The following is a 21,635-nucleotide window of genomic DNA, read 5'->3' as shown; positions in this document are numbered from 1 at the left end:
GGGGAAATCAAGCCGAACCCAGGTTTTGAAAGACTTGAAGATCGGCTCCCTTTCCCCCTCTCCCCAGGGGGTAGAGGGGGCTGACCGAGTCGTTTCTGAGGCATTCTGCGACCGGGGGAAATCAAGCCGAACCCAGGTTTTGAAAGACTTGAAGATCGGCTCCCTTTCCCCCTCTCCCCGCTGGTGAGAGGGCTGGGGTGAGGGGTCGATCTAGCTGACACACCGCAAATCAAACCCGACGCCAAACACTCGCCAGCCAAGGCTGCTGCTCCCGCGGCAGTCCCGCCGGCCGGTAGTAATGCTCCAGCTCCACAAACCCCGCCGCCGTCAGCAATTGCTGCCACGTTTCAAGATCGTGGTACGCCCCATACCGCGGTCCATTCCACCCTTCCTGATTCTCGCCACGAGGGTTTGAACTGAACAACACTCCACCCGGTTTCAAAGCCCCGTGTAACTCCTTCAATACCCGGGGCAGCTCTTGAGTCGGGATATGAAACAGCACCGCATTGGCGAAGATCCCGTCGAATCGCTCAGCCGGCAAATCCAGCTTCAGAAAATCCTGCTGCCAAACCTCACAGCCGCTGTCTTCGCGCGCCATCTGCGCAAATTTCTCCGAGCCATCAAGCCCGACGGCGGTATGGCCCATACGCGTGAAGGTTTGCAAATCACGCCCCGGCCCGCAGCCAAAATCTAGAATGTCGAACGGTGCCTCACCCTGAATATGCCGCAGCAGCGCATCAATGTTCTGGCTGACATCATGATCGCGAGTCCCTTCGCGAAAACTTTCAGCCACCGAGTTGTAATGGCCCAGGGTGGTGGAGGTGATCTGCTCGAGGTCGGTGGGGGTCTGTTTCATGGTCGGCTGCACAGGCAATTGGGATTTGCCGAATATACGCCATCGATTCTGGGGCTGCTGCGCAGCCCATCGCGGGCAAGCCTTGCTCCTACAGGGGATTGATGTCGTTCACGGGAGCGCGAATCGACATCAATCCCCTGTAGGAGCAAGGCTTGCCCGCGATGGCGGTGTCACTGACAACCGATTACTAGCGCTTGTTCAACCCCCGAGCCAACCGATCCCCGCCCAACTGAATCACCGCCACCAACACCACCAGCAACACAATCACCGTCAACATGATCTGGCTATCAAACCGCTGATACCCGTACCGATAAGCGATGTCGCCCAACCCACCGGCACCAATCGCCCCGGCCATGGCCGACGAGTTGATCATCGTCACCAACGTAATCGTGAAACCACCGACAATCCCCGGCAGTGACTCGGGCAACAACACATGCCAAACGATATGCCAGCGCCGGCAACCCATCGCCTGCGCCGCTTCGATCAACCCGTGATCAACCTCGCGCAAACTGACTTCGGCTATACGCGCAAAGAATGGCGTGGCGGCGATGGTCAGCGGCACCACGGCCGCCCAAACGCCGTATGTGGTGCCGACGATCAACCGCGTAAACGGAATCAGCGCCACCATCAAAATCAGAAACGGAATCGAGCGGAACAGGTTCACAAACGCGCCCAACGCGCGGTTAAGCGCCGGTGCTTCGTAGATGCCGCCCTTGGAGCTGGTGACCAGAATTACCGCCAGCGGAATGCCCGCCAGCAGTGCGATCAATGACGACACGCCGACCATCAAGAAGGTGTCGATGAAGCCTTGCAGCAAGCGATCAAACCACATAGCCCAGCACCTCCACCTGTTGCGCCCAGTTGCCGGCGCGTTGACGCAATTCCTCTGCGCCGAGGGACGAACCGGTCACCGCCAGCAGCAATTGCCCGAGGGCATGGCCCTGAATCCGCTCCACGCCACCTTGCAGCAAGCGCACGCGACCACCGAGGGCACTGAACAACGCGGCCAGGTCGGGCTCGTCGCTGGCGCTGCCGGTGAACTGCAAGCGCAGCACAACAGCGGCGTCCGAGGACTGTGGATGTGCCTGCAAGCGGCTTTGCAGTTCTTCCGGCAAACCGTGTTGCAACGGCGCCAGCAAGGTTTTGCTGACCTCGTGCTGCGGGTTGCCGAAGACTTCCCAGACCGGCCCTTGTTCGACGATTCGCCCGTGTTCCAGCACCACGACTCGGTCGCAGATATCGCGGATTACCGCCATCTCGTGGGTGATCAGCACGATGGTCAGGCCCAGGCGCTGATTGATCTCGCGCAGCAGGCCGAGGATTGATTGGGTGGTTTCCGGGTCCAGTGCCGAAGTGGCTTCATCGCACAGCAGAATCGCCGGGTCATGCACCAGTGCCCGAGCGATGCCGACGCGCTGTTTCTGACCGCCGGAAAGCTGCGCCGGGTAGGCCTTGTGTTTCTCTTGCAGGCCTACCAGTTCCAGCAATTCGCGGACTTTCTGCTCGCGTTTTTCCTTAGGCACGCCGGCCACTTTCAGCGGCAATTCGACGTTCTGCCAAACCGTCTTGGCCGACATCAGGTTGAAGTGCTGGAAGATCATGCCGATGCGCCGACGCAGCGTCACCAGGCGGTCTTCATCGAACTCGCCGATGTCGACCTGATCGATCAGCACGCGCCCCGTGCTCGGTTGTTCCAGGCGGTTGATGGTGCGGATCAGCGACGACTTGCCGGCGCCGCTGCGACCGATGATGCCGAATACTTCACCGCGCTGAATCGCCAGATCGATGCCGTGCAGTGCGGCGACCGGACCTTGCTGGCCGTTGTAGGTTTTGCCCAGACCGATGAAGCGCACATGAGCGCGGTTCAAGTCTGGGTGCAGTTCGGTTTGTATAGCGTTATGGGACTCTGGAATCTCCAGTCGCAGTTGCGTGGCTGCCGTCATATTCAGCTTTCCCAACCGGCTTGATAGAGCTTGCCATGGGCCTTATCCAGCGCTGCACGAACAGCCGGCGAATGCTGGTAGATGTCGACGAATTTGATCAGGCGCGGGTCGGTTTTGCTTTTCGGCTGGATCACGAACTGAATCACGTATTCCTTGTGATCGAGGCCGTCGAACAGCAGGGCGGAGCCGGCATCGAAGGTCTTCGACAAGCGAATGTAGGCTGGGTAACCCTGGACCAGATCGGCGTCGTCATAGGCGCGGACCAGTTGCACGGCTTCGACCTGGAGGATTTTGATCTTCTTCGGATTGGCGATGATGTCTTCTTCGGTGGCCTTGTAGCCGACACCCGGTTTGAGCGTGATCAGGCCGGCCTTGGCCAGCAGTTGCAGGCCGCGACCGCTGTTGATCGGGTCATTGGCGATCGCCACGCTGGCGCCTTCCGGCAGCTCGTCGAAGCTTTTGTATTTTTTCGAGTAGAGGCCGACGTTGTTGATGATCCCCGGTGCGAACGGCACCAGGTCAAAACCGGCGGCGGCCTTGGCGTTTTCCAGGAACGGGACGTGCTGGAAGTAGTTCACGTCGATGTCGCCTGCCGCGAGGCTGACGTTGGGCGCGATCCAGTCGCTGAACTCCACCAGGTCGACTTGCAGGCCTTGTTTTTTGGCTTCTTCGACGGCGGCTTCCAGGGGAATGGCGAAAGCGGCGGTGGTGCCGACTTTCAGCGGCGCGTCGGCGGCGAAGGTTACGGAGCTGAAAAGGCCGAGGGCCAGGGCCAGTGCTTTGACTGGGTGAGAGAGGTAGGTCTTTTTCATGATGGGTTTTCCAGTCAGTGCGTAGTTGTGTGGTGTTTGGTCGGGCCTCATCGCGGGCAAGCCTTGCTCCTACAGGTGTGGTGTCGTGCCGGGCATTCGCGACCACCCGATATCCGTAGGAGCAAGGCTTGCCCGCGATGCTTTTTAGCGTCGAAACGCTGATCCGGTATGTTGCTCAGGCAAATGCGCCGCGCCGTGAAACAGTTTTTCCCGCAGGCTGCCGCCGTCGTAAGCGGTCTTGTACGACCCGCGCCGTTGCAACTCCGGAATCACCAGGTCGATGAAATCCACATAGCTCTCCGGCGTGACAATTCGCGTCAGGTTGAAGCCATCCAGCCCGGTCTCGGCGATCCACGATTCCAGCTCATCAGCGACCTGCTCAGGCGAGCCCACCACGGTGATGTAGCGACCACCGAGGGCGTGTTGCTCGAGTAATTTGCGGCGAGTCCAGTCGTTGTTTTGCAGGTTCTTGGTGGCGGACTGGATCGCGTTGCTCTTCACATACTGGATCGGTTCGTCGATTTCGTACTCGGAAAAATCGATCCCGGTGGACGCCGAGAAATGCGCCACGCCGGCCTCGGCACTGGCGTAGCTCAAGTATTCGGCGTGCTTGGCCCAGGCTGCCTCTTCGGTTTCGCCGACAATCACGTTCAGCCCCATGAACACCTTGATGTCCTCGGGGTTGCGCCCGGCCTCGACGGCACTGGCGCGCACCTTGTCCACTTGAACCTTGGTCGACGGTTTGTTCTGGCCGCTGATGAACACGCACTCGGCATGCCGCCCGGCGAACAACAAACCGCGATCCGAACTGCCGGCCTGGAACAGCACCGGTGTGCGCTGCGGCGAGGGTTCGCAGAGGTGATAACCCTCGACCTGATAGAACTCGCCCTTGTGCTCGACCTTGTGCACTTTCTCGGGCTGCGCGTAGATCCGCTGCTGCGGATCGTTAAGCACCGCGCCGTTTTCCCAGCTGCCTTCCCAGAGTTTGTAGAGCACTTGCAGGTATTCATCGGCCTGGTCGTAACGACGGTCGTGTTCCACCTGTTCGCTCAAACCCATGGCTTTGGCGGCGCTGTCGAGGTACCCGGTGACGATGTTCCAGCCGACCCGGCCACGGCTAAGGTGATCGAGCGTGGACATGCGTCGGGCGAACAGATACGGCGGTTCGTACGTCAGGTTGGCGGTGAGACCGAAGCCCAGGTTTTTGGTGACCGCGGCCATGGCCGAGACCAGCAGCAGCGGGTCGTTGACCGGAAGTTGAATCGACTCTTTGAGCGGGACGTCCACCGAGTTTTGATAGACGTCGTAAACCCCGACGATATCGGCGATGAACAAGCCGTCGAACAACCCGCGCTCCAGCAATTGCGCCAGTTCAGTCCAGTATTCGATGGTTTTGTACTGAGTGGAGGTGTCCCGTGGATGCGTCCACAGACCATGGTTGATGTGCCCGATGCAGTTCATGTTGAACGCGTTGAGCAAAATCTTTTTCTTGGCCATTTAGATGGTCCCCCGCAGTGGCGGGTTTTCATCGTTGAGGTAGTAATTGCCGACCGCGTGATACTTCCAGCGCACCGGGTCGTGCAGGGTGTGCACCCGAGCGTTGCGCCAGTGGCGATCCAGGCCGTGTTCAATCAAGGTTGCCTGGCTGCCGGCCAGTTCAAACAGCGTGCTGCCAGCGGCGAGGGAAATCTCGGTGCTGATGGCGCGGGCTTCGGCGACCGCAATCGACGCGGCGGCGACGGTCTCGGCGTTGGTGTCGGCCTGAGCCTTGTCGAGGAATTCGCCAGAGCGTTCCAGCAAGGCTTCGGCGGCGTGCAGACGAATGCTCAAGTGGCCGAAGCTCTTGATGGTCAGCGGGTCCTCGGTGGCTTTGTCGTTGCCGGAATCGATCCACGGCCGGGTCTTGGTGCGCACGAAATGCAGCGCATCTTCATAGGCGGCGCGGGCGATACCGGTGTCGATGGCGGCATGAAGAATCTGCGCCAACGGGCCGACGGTGGTCGGGCGCTCGAACGCACTTTGAAACGGGATCACGTCTTCGGCGGCGACATAGACATCTTCAAACACCACGGAACCGCTGCCGGTGGTGCGCTGGCCGAAGCCGCTCCAGTCGTCGATCACTGTCAGACCCTTGGCATTACGAGGGACGAAAGCGAGTTGCTGAACACCGTTTTCGTCCACGACCGACGTCGGGATGCGCTGGGCATAAATCGCGCCCGTGGCGTAAAACTTGCGGCCGTTGATGCGGTAACCGTCACGTTCTCCATGCAGATCAGGGGTCAGGCTGGTGACGCGGTCATGGGCGGTTTTGGTACCCAGTTCCGCGAGGGCATTGCCGAAGCGTTGTCCTGCCAGCACTTCCGCGTACAGGCGTTTTTTCTGCTCATCGCTGCCGTTCACCCGCAACACTTCGAGCGCGTAGAGATGGTTCTGCGGGATCTGGCCGAGGGAACCGTCAGCCTGGGCGATCAGCGCGATCACCTTGGCCAGGGTGACGTTGGAAACCCCGGCGCCGCCGTATTCTTTTGGCACGCTGATGCCCCAAAGACCCGAACGGGAAAACACTTCCAGTTCCGGGTGTGGCAAACGGCGTTCGCGATCGCGCAGGGCGCTATCACGTTTGAAATCTTCGGCCAGGTCACTGGCGACGATCAGGGCTTGCTCATCGCTGGTGATGACCGCGACGTGGTGAGAAATGGTCATGTGTTTCTCCAGAGGTCTGGTCGTTAAATCCAGGAGTGGCGAGCGGGCAGCGTGCCGTTGAGGTGGTAAATCCCGACGGCGTGGTATTTCCAGCGCACCGGGTCGTGCAGCGTGTGCACGCGGGCGTTTCGCCAATGGCGGTCGAGGTTGAATTCGGCGAGGGTGGCGCGGCTGCCGGCCAGTTCGAAAAGCTTTTCGCTGGCCAGCAGCGAGATCTCGGTGGTCAGCACTTTGGCTTCGGCCACGGCAATCGAGGCGCGGGCGGCGGACTCGGCAGTGAGCGGCGCGGCGTTGACCTGATCAAGCACTTGCCCGGCCTTGCGCAGCAGCGCTTCGGCGGCGTGCAGTTCGATTTTCAGTTTGCCGATGTCGGCGATCACATAAAGGTCGTCGCTGGCCCGGTCGACTTTGGCGTCGATCCACGGCCGTGCACGGGTTTTCACGAATTCGATGGCGTCGTCGATGGCGCCCCGAGCGATGCCGGCGTCAATGGCTGCTTGAATCAACTGCGACACGGCACCCTGAATGTTTGGGCTGTCGTTGATCTTCCAGTTATCCACCACCAGCTCGGCGTCGACCTGCACGTTGTTGAGCAAAATGGTGCCGCTGGCGGTGGTGCGTTGGCCGAAGCCCGACCAGTCATCCACGATGCGCAGGCCCGGTGTACCGCGACGAACGAAGGCCAGAACCTGCTTGCCATCGTCGTTCAGCGCCTTGACGGCGACCCAGTGGGCGAACAGGGCGCCGGTGGAATAGAACTTCTGCCCGCTCAGGACGAAACCGTCGCCGCTGGCAGTGATTCGCGCCTTGAGTTCAAGGGTGTTTTTGGTGCCGCGTTCAGGTCCCGCGTTACCGATCCGCCAGCCGTCGAGCACGCTTTTGAACAGCTGTTTTTTTTGCGATTCAGTGGCGCTGCCGAGCACCAGATTGAGAATGCCGAACTGGTTTTGCGGGATCTGTCCCAATGCCGGGTCGGCCGCGGAAATGATCGCGAAGACGTCGGCCAAAGTGACGAACGAAACCTGCGGGCCACCGTACTCACGCGGGATAGAAATGCTGCCCAGGCCGCTGCGGGTGAACTGTTCGATTTCCGACCACGGCAGCTTGCGCTGCTGGTCGCGTTTGGCTGCTTGCAGGCGGGCGACTTGCGCCAACTCATGGGCGGCCTTGATGGCTTGTGCGTCGTTACGCAAGACCTGCGCGGGCAACAACAACGGGGCGATGTCCAGATCACTCTGGACGATTGCTTCTGCCAGACTGGACATCAGTGCCGCTCCTTGGCTGCACGCAATGCCCTGGCGATCTGCACTGGGGTGATTGTGTTCCGGACCATACCTACCTCACATCTCATGGAAACGTCGCGATGGTTGCGACGAACGAAAACAAGAATGTCCGGTGGTCCGGTGCATATACCCTAAGCGTGTATAAAAAATTAATAAACTAACTTTTAGGAATATGTATAGAAGGTCATGGCGTGGGAGCCGCTTTGACCACAAAACCGTCAAGATCGCAGCCTTCGGCAGCTCCTACAGGGAAACGCGGTGAGTGTAGGAGCTGCCGCAGGCTGCGATCTTTTCGGCGTCAGTCGAATTTTCGTCGGTTAGACACTGGTTCAGCAGCCATGAGTATCTCCTTGGGCCGGGCCTTCAAATAGGGATTGGCGCAACCGATCTTCAGCCTGCGCGGTGGTGCCCAGCGGGAGTTGTTACCCACCCGGTCGAGGATGCAGTAAGTCACTTCCAGCCGCAGGTCTTCGCCGGCTTCGAGAATGATCGCCGGCGGCACCCAGACCTGGATTGGCTGCCCGACATCGCCGGCCTTGAGTCGTGGCAGATCCATGCGCACATCGCCCCAGCGCAGGGTGATTTCGTCGTCGGCGGCCATGTTCAGGTAAGGCTCGATGGTCAACGGAACGCCGCGCTTGATCTGGTTCGGATTGACGCCCTGACGGCGAATGGTCTCGGGGATGTTCACGGGCTCCAGACTCTGGTTTTCATCGCCGCACAGCGTCGACGGTTGGCCACCGGGGCAGTCGAGTTTGATCTGCACCCGTCTGGTGGCCGAAAGGATTGGCCCTTGCCCGATCTGCATGATCCGGTAGTGAACGTGCGAGGTGCCATTGGCGATGAAGCTCTCGGGCACACGCAGTTGGACCGGTTGGCCGACATCGTCAGCCGTCAGCACTCTGGAGGCCACGTAGCAGTTATCCCAGAACAGTTCGATCAGGTCGCCTTCGTCCATGCCGGAGTAGGGCGCCACATCGATCAGCAGGTGCGCCGCCGAGGTGATGTTGATGCAGGTCTTGTGAGATTGCGCCAGGGTCGGGGCCGCAAGTTCGGGTTTGTTCGAAGTGCTTGTCATGGGGATTCTCCTTGAAGCCTTGCAGCGAAAGTCCGTTTCTGAAAGTTCGAAAGGCGTGAATTACCGAGCAACAAAACTGTTCACTGTGTGTGAAATAAAATAGTGAATGAGTGCGAGGTTAAACGCCTGTTGGAGACTAGATAAGAGTGCGCTTGGATAGGTGTCAATAGAGTTTGCTAGTTAAGTATTGGATCGAGTGTTATTCAGAAAAATCCTACGCGCTGAAGTTAATTAGCTGCACCGCTCTGTCGAACTTGACCTTGTTTTATGGGCTTTCAGTGCGTAACTGACGACGAAGACCGGTTCGGTGAGGGCGCTGGGTTTTGCGGATTTTAGGCGAGCTTATTCTGTTGCAGGACATATATATGTACCGCATGCCGCTATAAAAAATTATCTATAGTTCGGGTGGGTGAATAAGCGAAGAGAATATATCGATAAGTTTTGTTAGTGGGAGTGGTTGTCACTTCCGTCCATGGAAGTTAACAAGTAGTGAGACGGTGTTTCAGTGCTGGGCGTTATTCAGGAACTTGCTGAGAAACTGCTTCGTCCGCTCTTCTTTCGGATTGGCAAACAGGGCCTTGGCTTCGCCTTGTTCGACGATCACACCTTTGTCGAAAAACACCACGCGGTTCGCCACGTCGCGGGCAAAGCCCATTTCGTGGGTGACGATGACCATGGTGCGTCGCTCTTCGGCGAGGCTGCGGATGGTTGCCAGCACTTCTCCCACCAGCTCCGGGTCGAGGGCTGAGGTCGGTTCATCGAACAGAATCACTTCCGGCTCCATCGCCAGCGCACGGGCAATCGCCACACGCTGTTGCTGACCACCGGAAAGGCGACGCGGGTACGCGTCTTCCTTGCCCGCCAGGCCAACTCTGGCCATCAGCTTTTTACCCAGGGCAACGGCTTCGGCGTGCGGGATCTTCTTTACGATGATCGGGCCTTCGATAACGTTTTCCAGGGCGGTGCGATGAGGGAACAGGTTGAAGTTCTGGAACACGAAACCCACGTGCTGGCGCAAACGTCGCACCAGGCCTTGCTGCTGGTTCAGCGGACGGCTGCCATCGATCTCGATGTCACCGACCTTGATCCGGCCGCTGGTGGGTTCTTCCAGGAAATTCAGGCAACGCAGGAACGTGGTTTTACCCGAGCCGCTAGGCCCGATGATCGCCACCACCTCGCCTTCCTTCACTTGCAGATCGATGCCGTTGAGCACCACTTGACCCTTGAACTGCTTTGTCAGTTTTTCCACGACAATCATTGGGTCAGGACTCCAGGTCGTGCCGATTGACCCGTGCTTCCAACTGGTTCTGCAGGTGCGAAAGCACCGTGGCCAGAACCCAGTAGATCAGCGCGGCGGCAAGGTACATGGTGAAAATTTCAAAGGTACGGGCGGTAATCAGCTGCGCCTGACGGAACAGTTCCGGCACCTGGATGGTGGCTGCCAGCGCGGTGTCCTTCACAAGCGAAATGAAGCTGTTGCCCAGCGGTGGCAGAGCCGTGCGCATCGCTTGCGGCAGGATGGCCCGGCGCAGGGTCTGCGCGCGGGTCATGCCGATACTCGCGGCGGCTTCCCACTGGCCACGCTCGATGGAGCTGATCGCGGCGCGGAGGATTTCGCAGGCATAGGCCGCCATGTTCAGCGAGAAGCCGATCAGGGCCGCCGGCAGCGGATCAAGTTCGATGCCCAATTGCGGCAAGCCGTAATAGATCACGAACAGTTGCACCAGCAACGGCGTGCCGCGAAAGAACGACACGTAGATGCGGGCGATCCAGCTCACCAGTTTGAAGCGCGACAGGCGCATCAATGCCAGGCCGAAGCCCATCACCAGGCCGAAGAACATCCCGCCCAGGCTCAAGATCACTGTGTAGTACGCGCCCTTCAGCAGGAAGGGCGCGGAATCCAGCGCGAGTTGGAAAGCTTCTTCCATTATTTAGTGACGTCAGCGCTGAAGTATTTTTCCGAAAGCTTTTTCAGCGTACCGTCGGCACGCAGCTTGTCGATGGCTTTGTTCACCGCGGCCAGCAGCTCTGGCTCGCCTTTGCGCAGGGCGATACCGGCTTCCTGACGGGAGAACGCTTCGCCGGCGGCGGCAGTGTCCTTGGCTTTCTTGGCGTATTCCAGTGCGGCGAGGCGGTCGATCAGAATGGCGTCGATGCGGCCAACGCGCAGATCCTGGAACTTGGTCGGGTCATCTTCGTAGGTGCGGATGTCAGCCTTAGGCACATTCTCTTTCACCCATTGCTCGTAGTTGGTGCCCAGACCTACGCCTACTTTCTTGCCGGCCAGATCGGCGGCGGTCTTGATGGTGTCTTTGTTCTTGGTCAGGGTCAGCGCCTGAATCCCGGAAACGGTGTACGGCTCGGAGAAGTCATACTTCTTCTTGCGCTCTTCGGAGATGGTCACCTGGTTGATCACGGCGTCCAGACGTTTGGATTCCAGCGCCGCGAGGATGCCGTCCCATTTGGTCGGTTGCAGTTTGACCTTCACGCCCAGCTCTTTGGCCAGAGCTTCGGAAAACTCGACTTCGAAGCCCGTCAGCTTGCCGTCGGCGTCGACGAAACTGAACGGTGGGTAAGTGCCTTCCAGACCAACGTTGATCACGCCAGCGTCTTTGATTTTTTGCAGCTGCTCACCGGCAACCGCTTGCCCCAGCAGACCGGCGCTCAGCGCCAGGCCCAGCGAACCAACCAGCAGATTTCGACGTAGTGCGGAAAAATTCATGACAAGCCCCTGTGTTTTCTTATGAAGACGCTTTTAGGAATGTTGGCAAATTCGGGATTTGAACGACTGCAATATCCTGCCCTAAAGCATCGTATGCGTCTCGCTGCAAATTCGCCTGCGGCGTGACTATATGATGGCACCTTTAGATTGGAAAATAATTAATACTAAGTTTGTTATTCTTTACTGGAATATGAGGTTGGCGCGATCCATTGTGGCGAGGGGGCTTGCCCCCGTTGGGGTGCGCAGCAGCCCCTTGTGTCTGACAGTCATACCGAGTCAGCAGACATTACGACTGCTTCGCAGCCGAACGGGGGCAAGCCCCCTCGCCACAGGACTGCCGCCTACAGGAAGTCTTTGTACGCGAACAACGCCGGCGCCCCACCGGTGTGCAGGAAGATGATCGGGCCGTCATTGAAGCGCTGGCGGCCGATGCCATCGAGCAAACCCGCCATGGCCTTGCCGGTATAAACCGGGTCCAGCAGCAAACCTTCCTGACTCGCCACCAGCTTCACGGCGGCCAACGTCCCGGCATTCGGTTCGCCGTAGCGCGGGCCGAAATATTCGTCCCACAACTCGACCTTGAAACTCGCTGGCAGGCTCACGCCCAGCAACTCGGCAGTGCGTTCGGCGAGGCCCTGGACTTTCGGGCGCTGGTCTTCGTCGCTGCGAGAAACCGTGACACCAATCACTGGCAAATCCGGCAGTGCTTCACTCAACGCCAACGCCAGACCGCTATGAGTCCCGGCACTGCCCGAAGCCAGAACCACGGCCGCGAATGTCAGCCCGGTGTCCTTGATCTGCTCGGCCAATTCCAGCCCGGCGCGCACATAACCCAAAGCGCCCAATGCGTTGGAGCCACCAATCGGCACCAGATACGGCTTCTTGCCGTTGTTGCGCAGGCGATCGGCCAGGGCCTGCAATTGCTCGTCGGCGTTGTCGAGGTTTTCCACCAGCTCGACCTTGGCGTCGAACAGGTCCAACAACAGTCGATTGCCGTTACCGACATAGTTGGCGTCGTCGGTACCCAAGGGGTTTTCCAGCAGGGCTACGCAGCCCAGGCCAAGCTTGGCCGCAATGGCGGCGGTCTGGCGCACGTGGTTGGACTGAAGCGCGCCAGCGGTGATCAACGTGTCAGCGCCTTGTGCGAGTGCATCGGCCGCCAGGTATTCGAGTTTGCGCAGCTTGTTGCCACCCATCGCCAGCGGCGTCAGGTCATCACGCTTGACGTACACATCGCGGCCCAACCAGGTCGACAGGCGTTCGAGTTTTTCCAGGGCGGTAGGATGACCGAGCAGGTCGAGACGGTTAAAGCGGGCAAGCTGTTGTTTGATCATGGGGTCCGTACTGGCGGAGGGAGATGACAGGACTATAGGCACGCCTATTTAGCGGGGCAACTGCCAATCGGCCTTATGCCAAAAAGTGCTGAGCACAGCACAATCGGTTCTTAATTCGGCTTCCAGACCATGCCGTAAAGTAATCGCGGTTAACGCGGCCAGACAGTCCGGCCGCCCGTGAGGAGTTTTTACCGTGAGCGAGCGTTCCAGTCATTGGCAACTGCAGACCATCGTCAGTCAACTGCGCACGGCGCGTGATCAGTGGCGCCTACAAAATGGCCGCGCCAGCACCGAACAGGGCGGTCGCGAGTTGCCTTCCCGAGCGGCCATGGCAGAGATTCTCGAAGCCCTCTGCGGCGCGTTGTTCCCGATGCGCCTGGGACCGGTGGATTTGCGCGAGGAAAGTGAAGACTTCTACGTCGGCCACACGCTGGACGTTGCGTTGAACGCGTTGCTGGCTCAGGCGCGACTCGAACTGCGCTACGCCGCTCGCCACAGTGCCCAGGCCGACACTGAAGTCGAGGCCAGGACGATTCAGATCATTCAGGACTTCGCCCTCGCATTGCCGGGGCTGCGCAGTCTGCTCGACACCGACGTGCTGGCGGCCTATCACGGCGATCCGGCGGCTCGCAGCGTCGATGAAGTGTTGCTGTGCTATCCGGGGATTCTGGCGGTGATTCACCATCGCCTCGCCCATCATTTGTACCGCGCCGGATTGCCGCTGCTGGCACGGATCAGCGCGGAAATCGCCCACTCGGCCACCGGCATCGACATTCACCCTGGCGCGCAGATTGGTCGCAGCTTCTTCATCGATCACGGGACGGGTGTGGTGATCGGCGAGACCGCCATCATCGGCGAGCGTGTGCGGATTTATCAGGCCGTGACGTTGGGCGCCAAGCGCTTCCCGGCGGATGAAGACGGTCAGTTGCAGAAGGGGCAGCCGCGACATCCGATTGTCGAGGATGACGTGGTGATCTATGCCGGTGCGACGATTCTGGGGCGGATCACCATCGGCAAGGGCTCGACCATTGGCGGCAATGTCTGGCTGACCCGTAGCGTGCCGGCGGGGAGCAACCTGACTCAGGCGAATCTGCAGCATGATGACGGGACGCAGAAGTAAGCCCCCGGCTTTTTGGTGACAGATAAACAGTCTTCACTGTCTGTAGGAGCTGTCGAGTGAAACGAGGCTGCGATCTTTTCAAAAAAACCACAAAACCAAAGTCAAAAGATCGCAGCCTCGTTTCACTCGACAGCTCCTACAAAATCCTCAAAAACCCTCCTCTTACCCACCCTTGAGCCAGCGTACGAACAGTACCGCCGAGCCTTGCGATTAGTCCTTAGCACCCTATTCATGTTTAACTTGAACGCTCATTCAAGTTAAACCGTCGGTTTGCTGCCCGCTCACAACAGGAGGCTTGCCTTTGCCGAGTCCGTTACTGATTGCCCTGTTTCACCCCCTTGAGGTGCACCTTTCATGAGTGCATCGCCCACCCCCGCCAGCGGTCAGGTCCGCATGAATCCGCCGGTGTTTTACTTCTCGGCGACGTTCATTTTGCTGTTCGGCATCATCGTCATCGCCATGCCTGAACAGGCCGGTGCCTGGCTTCTGGAAGCGCAAAACTGGGCGGCCAACACGGTCGGCTGGTACTACATGCTCGCGATGACGCTGTATCTGGTCTTCGTGGTGGTCACCGCCTTGTCCGGCTACGGCAAGATCAAGCTCGGTGCCGACCACGACGAGCCCGAATTCAGCTACCTGTCCTGGGCCGGCATGCTGTTCGCCGCCGGGATCAGCATCACGCTGTTCTTCTTTTGCGTGTCCGAACCGCTGACCCATTTGGCGCAACCGCCGCAAGGCGAAGCGGGCACGGCGGATGCAGCGCGTCAGGCGATGCAGATTCTGTTTCTGCACTGGGGCCTGCACGGCTGGGGCGTGTTCGCCTTCGTCGGCATGGCGCTGGCCTACTTCGCTTATCGTCATAACCTGCCGCTGGCCCTGCGTTCGGCGCTCTATCCGCTGATCGGCAAGCGCATCAATGGCCCCATCGGTTACGCGGTAGACGGCTTCGGCATCATCGCCACGGTGTTCGGCCTTGGTGCCGATATGGGCTTTGGCGTGTTGCACCTCAACTCGGGTCTGGACTACCTGTTCGGCATCGCTCACACCCAGTGGATTCAGGTCGGCTTGATCACGCTGATGATGGGCGCGGCGATCATCGTCGCGGTGTCCGGCGTCGATAAAGGCGTGCGGGTGATGTCCGACATCAACATGCTGCTGGCCTGTGCGCTGCTGCTGTTCGTGTTGTTCGCCGGTCCGACTCAGCATTTGCTCAACACCTTGATCCAGAACATCGGCGACTACCTCGGCGCCTTGCCGATGAAGAGTTTCGACCTCTACGCCTACGACAAACCCAGTGACTGGCTGGGCGGTTGGACGGTGTTCTACTGGGCCTGGTGGATCGCATGGTCGCCGTTCGTGGGACTGTTCATCGCACGGATTTCCCGTGGCCGGACCATCCGCGAATTCGTCTTCGGCGTGCTGTTGATTCCGCTCGGCTTCACCCTGGCGTGGATGTCGATCTTCGGCAACAGCGCCATCGATCAAGTCCTCAACCACGGCATGAGCGCCCTCGGCATGTCGGCCATCGATAACCCATCGATGACCCTCTACCTGTTGCTGGAAACCTACCCGTGGAGCAAAACCGTGATCGCGGTCACGGTGTTCATCAGCTTCGTGTTCTTCGTCACCTCCGCCGACTCCGGCACCGTGGTGCTGTCGACACTGTCTGCCAAGGGCGGCAATCCTGATGAAGACGGACCGAAATGGCTGCGGGTGTTCTGGGGCGCAATGACCGCGTTGGTGACCAGTGCGCTGCTCTTTTCCGGCAGCATCGATGCGCTGAAGTCCGCGGTGGTGCTGACCTCGTTGCCGTTCTCGATGATCTTGCTGCTGATGATGTGGGGGCTGCACAAGGCGTTCTACCTGGAGTCGCAGAAGCAGATCGCGCAACTGCATTCCTTGGCACCGGTGTCCGGATCGCGGCGTGGCGGCTGGCGTCAGCGTTTGAGTCAGGCCGTACATTTCCCGTCACGGGATGAGGTCTATCGCTTCCTCGATACGGCGGTGCGCCCGGCGATTGAAGAAGTCTCGGCGGTGTTCGTCGAGAAGGGTTTGAAGGTGGTCACTCAGCCGGACCCGACCAACGACAACGTCAGCCTGGAAATCGGTCATGGCGAGGAGCGTCCGTTCATCTATCAGGTGCAGATGCGCGGCTACTTCACGCCGTCCTTCGCTCGTGGCGGCATGGGTTCCAAGGAACTCAACAACCGTCGTTATCATCGAGCCGAAGTGCATTTGAGCGAGGGCAGTCAGGATTACGATCTGGTGGGTTACACCAAGGAGCAGATCATCAACGACATCCTCGATCAGTACGAACGGCACCTGCAGTTCCTGCATTTGGTGCGTTGATCGAGAACCCGTGGCGCCGGGCCTTTTTCAGGTCTCGGCGCTCAACACCATGAACAGCACCAGCGCCGCCACCGGCACACTGAACACCACCGTGCCGATCATCAGTTCCGTACTCAGTGACTGGCCGGCCGTGACTACCCCAACGGCACCGTTGATCAACGTCAGCGCCAGCCACAGGGCCACGAAGCTGTAGGTCAGTGTCTGTTGGCTGAAGCCGATTTTCTCGCCGATGAACAGCATCAGCGCCAGCAGGACCAGGCCGAAGGAGATGATGATCGTGGTGTGCATGGTGTGTTCCGCCCTTCAAAATGTGTGTTGCTTTTGGGGCCGCCTTCGCGAGCAGGCTCGCTCCCACAAAGTAGTCGCAATCCTGTGGGAGCGAGCCTGCTCGCGAAAGAGGCACTGCGGTGTCAAGTGAGCATAGTTAAACCAGCCCACCGTTGACGCGCAGGATTTGCCCGTTGACCCACGCCGAATCAGGACCGACCAGAAAAGACACAACGCGAGCGATGTCTTCTGGCTGAGCCAGACGTTCCAGAGGGGCCATCTTGGCGAAGTTCTGGATCTGCTCTTCGCTCTTGCCGTGCAGGAACAGGTCGGTCGCCACCGGGCCCGGGGCCACGGCGTTGACGGTGATATGGCGACCGCGCATTTCCTTGGCGAATACCTGGCTCAGGGATTCCACCGCCGCTTTGCTGGCGATGTACACCGCGTAGCCCGGCAGGTTCATGCCGACGGTGCTGCTGGAGAAGTTGATGATCCGCCCGCCAGCGTTCAGGCGAGTGGCGGCTTCACGCAGGGTGTTGAACGTGCCGCGAGCGTGAATGTTGAAGTTCTGGTCGAACAGCTCATCCGTGTGTTGCGCCAGCGGCAGGACTTTGAGGATGCCAGCGTTGTTGACCAGCACATCGACCTTGCCCAGTTGTGTTTCGGTCTCGTCGAACAGCCGGCGTACGTCGTCGGCATTGGCCACGTCAGCCTTGATCGCTATGGCCTGGTGGCCGGCCTGACGCAATTCGACCACCAGTCTTGAAGCTTCGGTGGCACTGCTGGCGTAGTTGATGGCGACGGCGAAACCTTGTTTGGCCAGGTGTGTGGCGATCACCGCGCCGATGCCGCGGGAGGCGCCGGTTACGATGGCAACTTTCGAAGTTTGAGTAGTCATGGCGGTGAATCCTTTGAAGTTGATGGCTCGGTGTGAAGCCAGATTCACATGTTTACTCAGGCGGATAAATGCACGAGAGTTGCCTTGACTGTTCAAAAATCGCCAACAATTAACCGCCAGGAGACCCGCGTGGATCAAGTCAAAGCGATGAAGGTTTTCGTGCGGATCTACGAGCGCAGCAGTTTCACGCTGGCTGCCGACGACCTGAACCTGCCGCGGGCGACGCTGACCCACACGTTGAATCAATTCGAAGCCTGGCTCGGTACACGTTTACTGGAGCGAAGCACCCGCAAGGTGCGGCCTACGCTGGACGGCGAGGCGTACTACCTGCGTTGCGTGCAGCTGCTGGCGGAGCTGGAAGAAGCCGAACTGGCATTCCGAAGCGTTGCACCGAAGGGCCGGTTGCGCGTGGATGTGCATGGCACGCTGGCCAAGCACTTCGTCATCCCGGCGTTGCCGCAGTTCATGGCGCGCTACCCGGACATCGAACTGTCCATCAGCGAGGCCGACCGCTTTGTCGACCTGATCGCCGAAGGCGTCGACTGCGTGCTGCGCGCCGGCACCTTGGGCGACTCCGCGCTGATCGGCCGTCGCGTCGCCAACCTGCGCCAAATTACCTGTGCCAGCCCTGCGTACCTGCGCAAATACGGCGAACCGAAAAGCCTCGACGACCTCAAACATCATCGTGCCGTGAACTACGTCTCGCGCACGACTGCCAAGTTATTTCCCTTCGAATTCATGGTTGATGGCGAACTGAAGGAAGTCGCCATCGATGGGGCGCTTTCAGTGTTCGGCGCAGAAATTTATGCGGCGTCGGCGATCGCCGGGCTGGGCCTGATCCAGTGCCCGCATTACCGAATGGAAACGCAGATTTCCCAGGGCCTGGTGCAGGAAGTCCTGATCGACACGCCACCACCGCCGATGCCGGTTTCGGTGTTGTACCCGCACAATCGACACATGTCGCCACGGGTTCGGGTGTTTGTGGATTGGCTGGGGGAAGTGTTTGCGGGGGCACAGTAGCCGCAGTTCCACAGAGCGTGGGAACGATCATATGAAACGTTTCAGCATTTTCTCGAGTCCGAGGTTTATCGGCGTTTGTCTGGGCGTATGCTGGGCAACTTGCGAAGCAGTCGATACTAACTTCAAGACAGACAAGAGAGGATTCGATGACCTACACCGCTGCCGAAAACCGCTACGACTCCATCCCTTATCGCCGCGTGGGGCGCAGCGGGCTGGTGCTGCCGGCACTGTCTCTGGGCTTGTGGCACAACTTCGGCGACAGCACGCCGATCGACACTCAGCGATCGTTGCTGCGTACCGCGTTTGATCTTGGCATCAACCATTTCGACCTGGCCAACAACTACGGCCCGCCGTATGGCAGCGCCGAGATCAATTTCGGGCGTTTGCTGCGTGAAGACTTCAAGCAGTATCGCGACGAGCTGATTATCTCCAGCAAGGCCGGTTGGGACATGTGGGCCGGCCCTTATGGTCAGGGCGGCGGCTCGCGCAAATACGTGCTGGCCAGCCTTGATCAGAGCCTGCAGCGCCTGGGCCTGGACTACGTGGACATCTTCTATTCCCACCGCTTCGACCCGGACACGCCGCTGGAAGAAACCGCCAGCGCACTGGCCACCGCGGTACAACAGGGCAAGGCGTTGTACATCGGTATCTCCTCGTACTCGGGCGTTAAAACCCGTGAAATGGCCGCGCTGCTGAAAGAGTGGAAGGTCCCGCTGCTGATTCATCAGCCGGCTTACAACCTGCTCAATCGATGGGTGGAAAAAGACCTGCTGGATACGACGGACGAACTTGGTACGGGCGTGATTGCGTTTACGCCGTTGGCTCAGGGGTTGTTGACCGACAAGTACCTCAACGGTGTGCCGGCGGACGCGCGGGTCAATCGTCCGGGGGGAGGTTCGCTGCAGGCGGCGCATCTGTCCGAAGCCAACATCGCTCATGTCCGTGCGCTGAATGAGATCGCCAAGCGTCGCGGTCAGAGCCTGGCGCAGTTGGCTTTGGCGTGGACGTTACGCGATCCGCGCGTGACGTCGGCGCTGATCGGTGCGAGCCGGCCGGAGCAGATTATCGAGAACGTCGGGGCGTTGAAGAATTTGAGCTTTAGCGTGGAAGAGTTGGCGGAGATTGACCGGTTTGCCCAAGAGGGTGGGGTCAATCTTTGGGAGAAGCCTTCGACGGCTGAGTAAATCTATTCGAAGGATGAGGACCGAATCACGGATAAGCCCTCCTCACATAAGGAAGTGGCTTGTCCGTGATTATTTTAAGTGGCGCTTACGATGTCGTTATTTTTTGCTTGGGAAACCGAGTATTTCTGCAGTTTCGCTGATAAACGTATCCCTTGCAGATCTCTTTCTTAGCTGCATATCGATCACTTGTGACTGGTCAGGGAGAGTGAAATAACCCTTATCCAAACTACATAGGTTTTCTAGAATTGGCAGCGGCAGCCCCAGCAACTGTCTGACTTGGGATCGGGAAAGTACCTTGTTTTCCACGAGCATCTTCACTCCTCGTGCGATCAACAGCGGCCTTTCAAAATCGAAGTCGGCGTCCATAGGCTCGCCCTTGACCCAGCCTCTTGCGGACCTTGCTTTCCACAGTCTTGTCGTCGTGGTGTCATTAATAATTTCAAGATCTAGACATCGACGAACCATCGCCGCAACAGAAACCTTCCAGCGCGGCTTAAGTGCCAACAAGGTATCCAAAGTCGGCCAGCGAATCTCCCTTAGAAAGCTTTCTGCTGGCATCAAAAATGCGCTGGCAAATCGGTGAGCCTGTGATTCAAGCAGCGCGTAATTCGATTCGTATTGTTCGTAGGAAATATGTCGATGGAGAACTACATGTCCCAGTTCATGGGCCGCATCGAATCGGTTTCTTATCCCGTTAGCCTTATCTGCAACGAGAAGTACGTAAGGGCGCTGATCCAACTCGTACCAGTTAGATACACCATCCATTTTGAGGTGCCCAAGCGTGGTTCGAGCACAGACGATGCCAGCGTTTTCCAACACCTGAACCACATTGGGTATCGGAGCAACCCCTAGTCCCCACGCTTGACGGCATTCACTCGCCATCCTTTCGATCTCTTGATCAGAAATCAGTTGGCAATTTCTTTCTTCCAAGTGAGGAACGTTAACAGTGACGAATTCAAGGCTTTCCTGAAGCTTGTAGGATATGTCTTGGAGCCATTCCAGACGGACTTCCGCTATTTCTCTCGCGTTGGTGGTAGCACTCACCTGAGAGCGGAAGAAGAATGGAGTGGTTTCACTCGTTACGATTTGCTCCTCTAACAGCCAGTTTTCACTGACGCCAAAAACCTCGCATAACCGTTGGAAGGCATCGGCCTCAGGTACCTGAAGCCCGTTCTCCCATTTAGAGATGTTTCCCGAGGCACGCCCCACCATTTCGGCCAAAGCTGTTTGGGTGATACCAAACGTGAGCCGTAACTGCTTGAGGCGCTCAGACTGAAAGCCCGCGACTCCAGTTCTCATGGTTCACCTCTTGGAATTTTGCTCGTCATCAGTGTTGTCTTCGATTTCTTCAGCGCGGCGCATCTTATCTCGCAATTTCACCAATTCAATCGGTTTCTGATCAACAGCTTCATTATCAGAGTAGCTCTGAAGAAGGTCTTCAAACGTGCAATTCATATGGAAGCCTTTGCCGTCGAAATAAGGCACGGCCATCATGATCGCCCGCGGCTCTGATTGGTCTTCTGAGCATGATGGTGGTGCATGGACTACGACTAGCGCATGAATCAATTGATCGGTGACTGTCTGCGTCAACCCATCAATCCAGTCCATCTGTATGGATGCTAAAGATTCGTTCAGCGTTTTCAGTTCGCTTCGGTGTTTCGCCGTGCGAATTTCTTTTTGCCAGGGCAGGACGACAGATGTGATACGCAAATTCCCCAGCTCCAATAGGACGTAATTGTGTCCTTTGGGCTCGGTTGTTTTGATGATTGGATTCCAGCGTTTCATTCCCGCTAAGGCGTCTTGAACGAGCGAGTGTCGTAAATGGCCACGCAGATCTCCTGGAGGGGTATGAATCAGGAGTTCTTGTGTCTCCTTCAATGCCTTTTGAAAGGTTTGAGGAATAAGAATCCCTAGTTCATCAAAAAACTCTCTATTGACTTGCGCGCGAATAAAGCCTTGGATTTCTTCTTTTGTGATCATGCTGTCACCACTCACTATTCGGTAAGCGGATTTTTACGCCATTTTTATTCGTTATGGAAGCGGCTTGCTGGTTTTTTATCCAGTTA

At 58.4% G+C, this 21,635-nt stretch carries 20 protein-coding genes; 4 read left to right on the top strand and 16 right to left on the bottom strand.

The window, feature by feature from the left end; genetic code table 11:
* Nucleotides 1–229: 229 nt before the first annotated feature.
* The 12 genes from PMI27_RS27230 to PMI27_RS27285 form a co-directional block, all read right to left on the bottom strand.
* The gene (locus PMI27_RS27230; protein WP_008148258.1) at nucleotides 230–856 is read right to left on the bottom strand and encodes a class I SAM-dependent methyltransferase; all 627 of its coding nucleotides are present in this window, start codon (nucleotides 854–856) and stop codon (nucleotides 230–232) included.
* Between the two features lie 187 nt (nucleotides 857–1,043).
* A complete protein-coding gene (locus PMI27_RS27235; protein ID WP_008148260.1) occupies nucleotides 1,044–1,688 on the bottom strand; it encodes a methionine ABC transporter permease in 645 nt (214 codons plus the stop codon).
* Nucleotides 1,678–2,799, bottom strand: a complete 1,122-nt coding sequence (locus PMI27_RS27240; RefSeq protein ID WP_008148264.1) for a methionine ABC transporter ATP-binding protein — start codon at nucleotides 2,797–2,799, stop codon at nucleotides 1,678–1,680. The genes PMI27_RS27235 and PMI27_RS27240 overlap by 11 nt, the downstream gene beginning before the upstream one ends.
* 2 nt (nucleotides 2,800–2,801) lie before the next feature.
* Nucleotides 2,802–3,611, bottom strand: coding sequence for a MetQ/NlpA family ABC transporter substrate-binding protein (locus PMI27_RS27245; RefSeq protein ID WP_008148265.1), 810 nt, complete (start codon nucleotides 3,609–3,611; stop codon nucleotides 2,802–2,804).
* A 144-nt stretch (nucleotides 3,612–3,755) separates the two neighbouring features.
* Nucleotides 3,756–5,108, bottom strand: a complete 1,353-nt coding sequence (locus PMI27_RS27250; RefSeq protein WP_008148267.1) for an LLM class flavin-dependent oxidoreductase — start codon at nucleotides 5,106–5,108, stop codon at nucleotides 3,756–3,758.
* Nucleotides 5,109–6,314 carry an SfnB family sulfur acquisition oxidoreductase gene (locus PMI27_RS27255; RefSeq protein WP_008148268.1) on the bottom strand — a complete coding sequence of 402 codons (1,206 nt, stop codon included), beginning with the start codon at nucleotides 6,312–6,314 and terminating at the stop codon, nucleotides 5,109–5,111. It lies immediately after the preceding gene.
* A 23-nt stretch (nucleotides 6,315–6,337) separates the two neighbouring features.
* A complete protein-coding gene (locus PMI27_RS27260) occupies nucleotides 6,338–7,579 on the bottom strand; it encodes an SfnB family sulfur acquisition oxidoreductase (protein ID WP_008148270.1) in 1,242 nt (413 codons plus the stop codon).
* 316 nt (nucleotides 7,580–7,895) lie between these two features.
* Nucleotides 7,896–8,675, bottom strand: a complete 780-nt coding sequence (locus tag PMI27_RS27265) for a hypothetical protein (protein WP_008148272.1) — start codon at nucleotides 8,673–8,675, stop codon at nucleotides 7,896–7,898.
* Between the two features lie 502 nt (nucleotides 8,676–9,177).
* A complete protein-coding gene (gene tcyN / locus PMI27_RS27270) occupies nucleotides 9,178–9,933 on the bottom strand; it encodes an L-cystine ABC transporter ATP-binding protein TcyN (protein ID WP_008148274.1) in 756 nt (251 codons plus the stop codon).
* Nucleotides 9,934–9,937: 4 nt separating this feature from the next.
* Nucleotides 9,938–10,603, bottom strand: coding sequence for a cystine ABC transporter permease (gene tcyL, locus PMI27_RS27275; RefSeq protein WP_008148276.1), 666 nt, complete (start codon nucleotides 10,601–10,603; stop codon nucleotides 9,938–9,940).
* Complete coding sequence (gene tcyJ / locus PMI27_RS27280; RefSeq protein ID WP_008148278.1) at nucleotides 10,603–11,397, bottom strand: cystine ABC transporter substrate-binding protein; 795 nt, start codon at nucleotides 11,395–11,397, stop codon at nucleotides 10,603–10,605. Before tcyJ ends, tcyL begins: the two co-directional genes overlap by 1 nt.
* A gap of 341 nt (nucleotides 11,398–11,738) precedes the next feature.
* Nucleotides 11,739–12,731, bottom strand: a complete 993-nt coding sequence (locus PMI27_RS27285; RefSeq protein ID WP_008148280.1) for a D-cysteine desulfhydrase — start codon at nucleotides 12,729–12,731, stop codon at nucleotides 11,739–11,741.
* A gap of 193 nt (nucleotides 12,732–12,924) precedes the next feature.
* Here PMI27_RS27285 and epsC point away from each other — a divergent pair, with 193 nt between their 5' ends.
* Together epsC and betT are read left to right on the top strand one after the other, a co-directional pair.
* Nucleotides 12,925–13,851 carry a serine O-acetyltransferase EpsC gene (epsC, locus tag PMI27_RS27290; protein WP_008148282.1) on the top strand — a complete coding sequence of 309 codons (927 nt, stop codon included), beginning with the start codon at nucleotides 12,925–12,927 and terminating at the stop codon, nucleotides 13,849–13,851.
* 393 nt (nucleotides 13,852–14,244) lie between these two features.
* Complete coding sequence (gene betT, locus PMI27_RS27295; RefSeq protein ID WP_166675875.1) at nucleotides 14,245–16,200, top strand: choline transporter BetT; 1,956 nt, start codon at nucleotides 14,245–14,247, stop codon at nucleotides 16,198–16,200.
* A gap of 27 nt (nucleotides 16,201–16,227) precedes the next feature.
* Here the strand turns inward: betT and PMI27_RS27300 are convergent, their stop codons facing one another.
* Both PMI27_RS27300 and PMI27_RS27305 read right to left on the bottom strand, forming a co-directional pair.
* Nucleotides 16,228–16,488, bottom strand: a complete 261-nt coding sequence (locus tag PMI27_RS27300; RefSeq protein ID WP_008149255.1) for a hypothetical protein — start codon at nucleotides 16,486–16,488, stop codon at nucleotides 16,228–16,230.
* A 136-nt stretch (nucleotides 16,489–16,624) separates the two neighbouring features.
* The gene (locus PMI27_RS27305; RefSeq protein WP_008149257.1) at nucleotides 16,625–17,365 is read right to left on the bottom strand and encodes an SDR family oxidoreductase; all 741 of its coding nucleotides are present in this window, start codon (nucleotides 17,363–17,365) and stop codon (nucleotides 16,625–16,627) included.
* Nucleotides 17,366–17,494: 129 nt separating this feature from the next.
* Between PMI27_RS27305 and PMI27_RS27310 the strand changes: the two genes are divergently transcribed.
* Together PMI27_RS27310 and mgrA are read left to right on the top strand one after the other, a co-directional pair.
* Nucleotides 17,495–18,385 carry a LysR family transcriptional regulator gene (locus PMI27_RS27310; RefSeq protein ID WP_008149260.1) on the top strand — a complete coding sequence of 297 codons (891 nt, stop codon included), beginning with the start codon at nucleotides 17,495–17,497 and terminating at the stop codon, nucleotides 18,383–18,385.
* Nucleotides 18,386–18,531: 146 nt separating this feature from the next.
* A complete protein-coding gene (gene mgrA / locus PMI27_RS27315; RefSeq protein WP_008149262.1) occupies nucleotides 18,532–19,569 on the top strand; it encodes an L-glyceraldehyde 3-phosphate reductase in 1,038 nt (345 codons plus the stop codon).
* A gap of 96 nt (nucleotides 19,570–19,665) precedes the next feature.
* Here mgrA and PMI27_RS27320 read toward each other — a convergent pair whose 3' ends face one another.
* Nucleotides 19,666–20,868 (bottom strand): helix-turn-helix domain-containing protein, encoded by a 1,203-nt coding sequence (locus PMI27_RS27320; RefSeq protein ID WP_008149264.1) that lies wholly within the window; start codon nucleotides 20,866–20,868, stop codon nucleotides 19,666–19,668.
* Between the two features lie 3 nt (nucleotides 20,869–20,871).
* Nucleotides 20,872–21,549: a hypothetical protein gene (locus tag PMI27_RS27325; RefSeq protein ID WP_008149266.1), complete on the bottom strand. Its 678-nt coding sequence runs from the start codon at nucleotides 21,547–21,549 to the stop codon at nucleotides 20,872–20,874.
* Nucleotides 21,550–21,635 lie beyond the last annotated feature (86 nt).

Source organism: Pseudomonas sp. GM41(2012), from assembly GCF_000282315.2.
Lineage (GTDB): Bacteria > Pseudomonadota > Gammaproteobacteria > Pseudomonadales > Pseudomonadaceae > Aquipseudomonas.
This window is presented reverse-complemented; position numbering and strand designations above follow the sequence as displayed.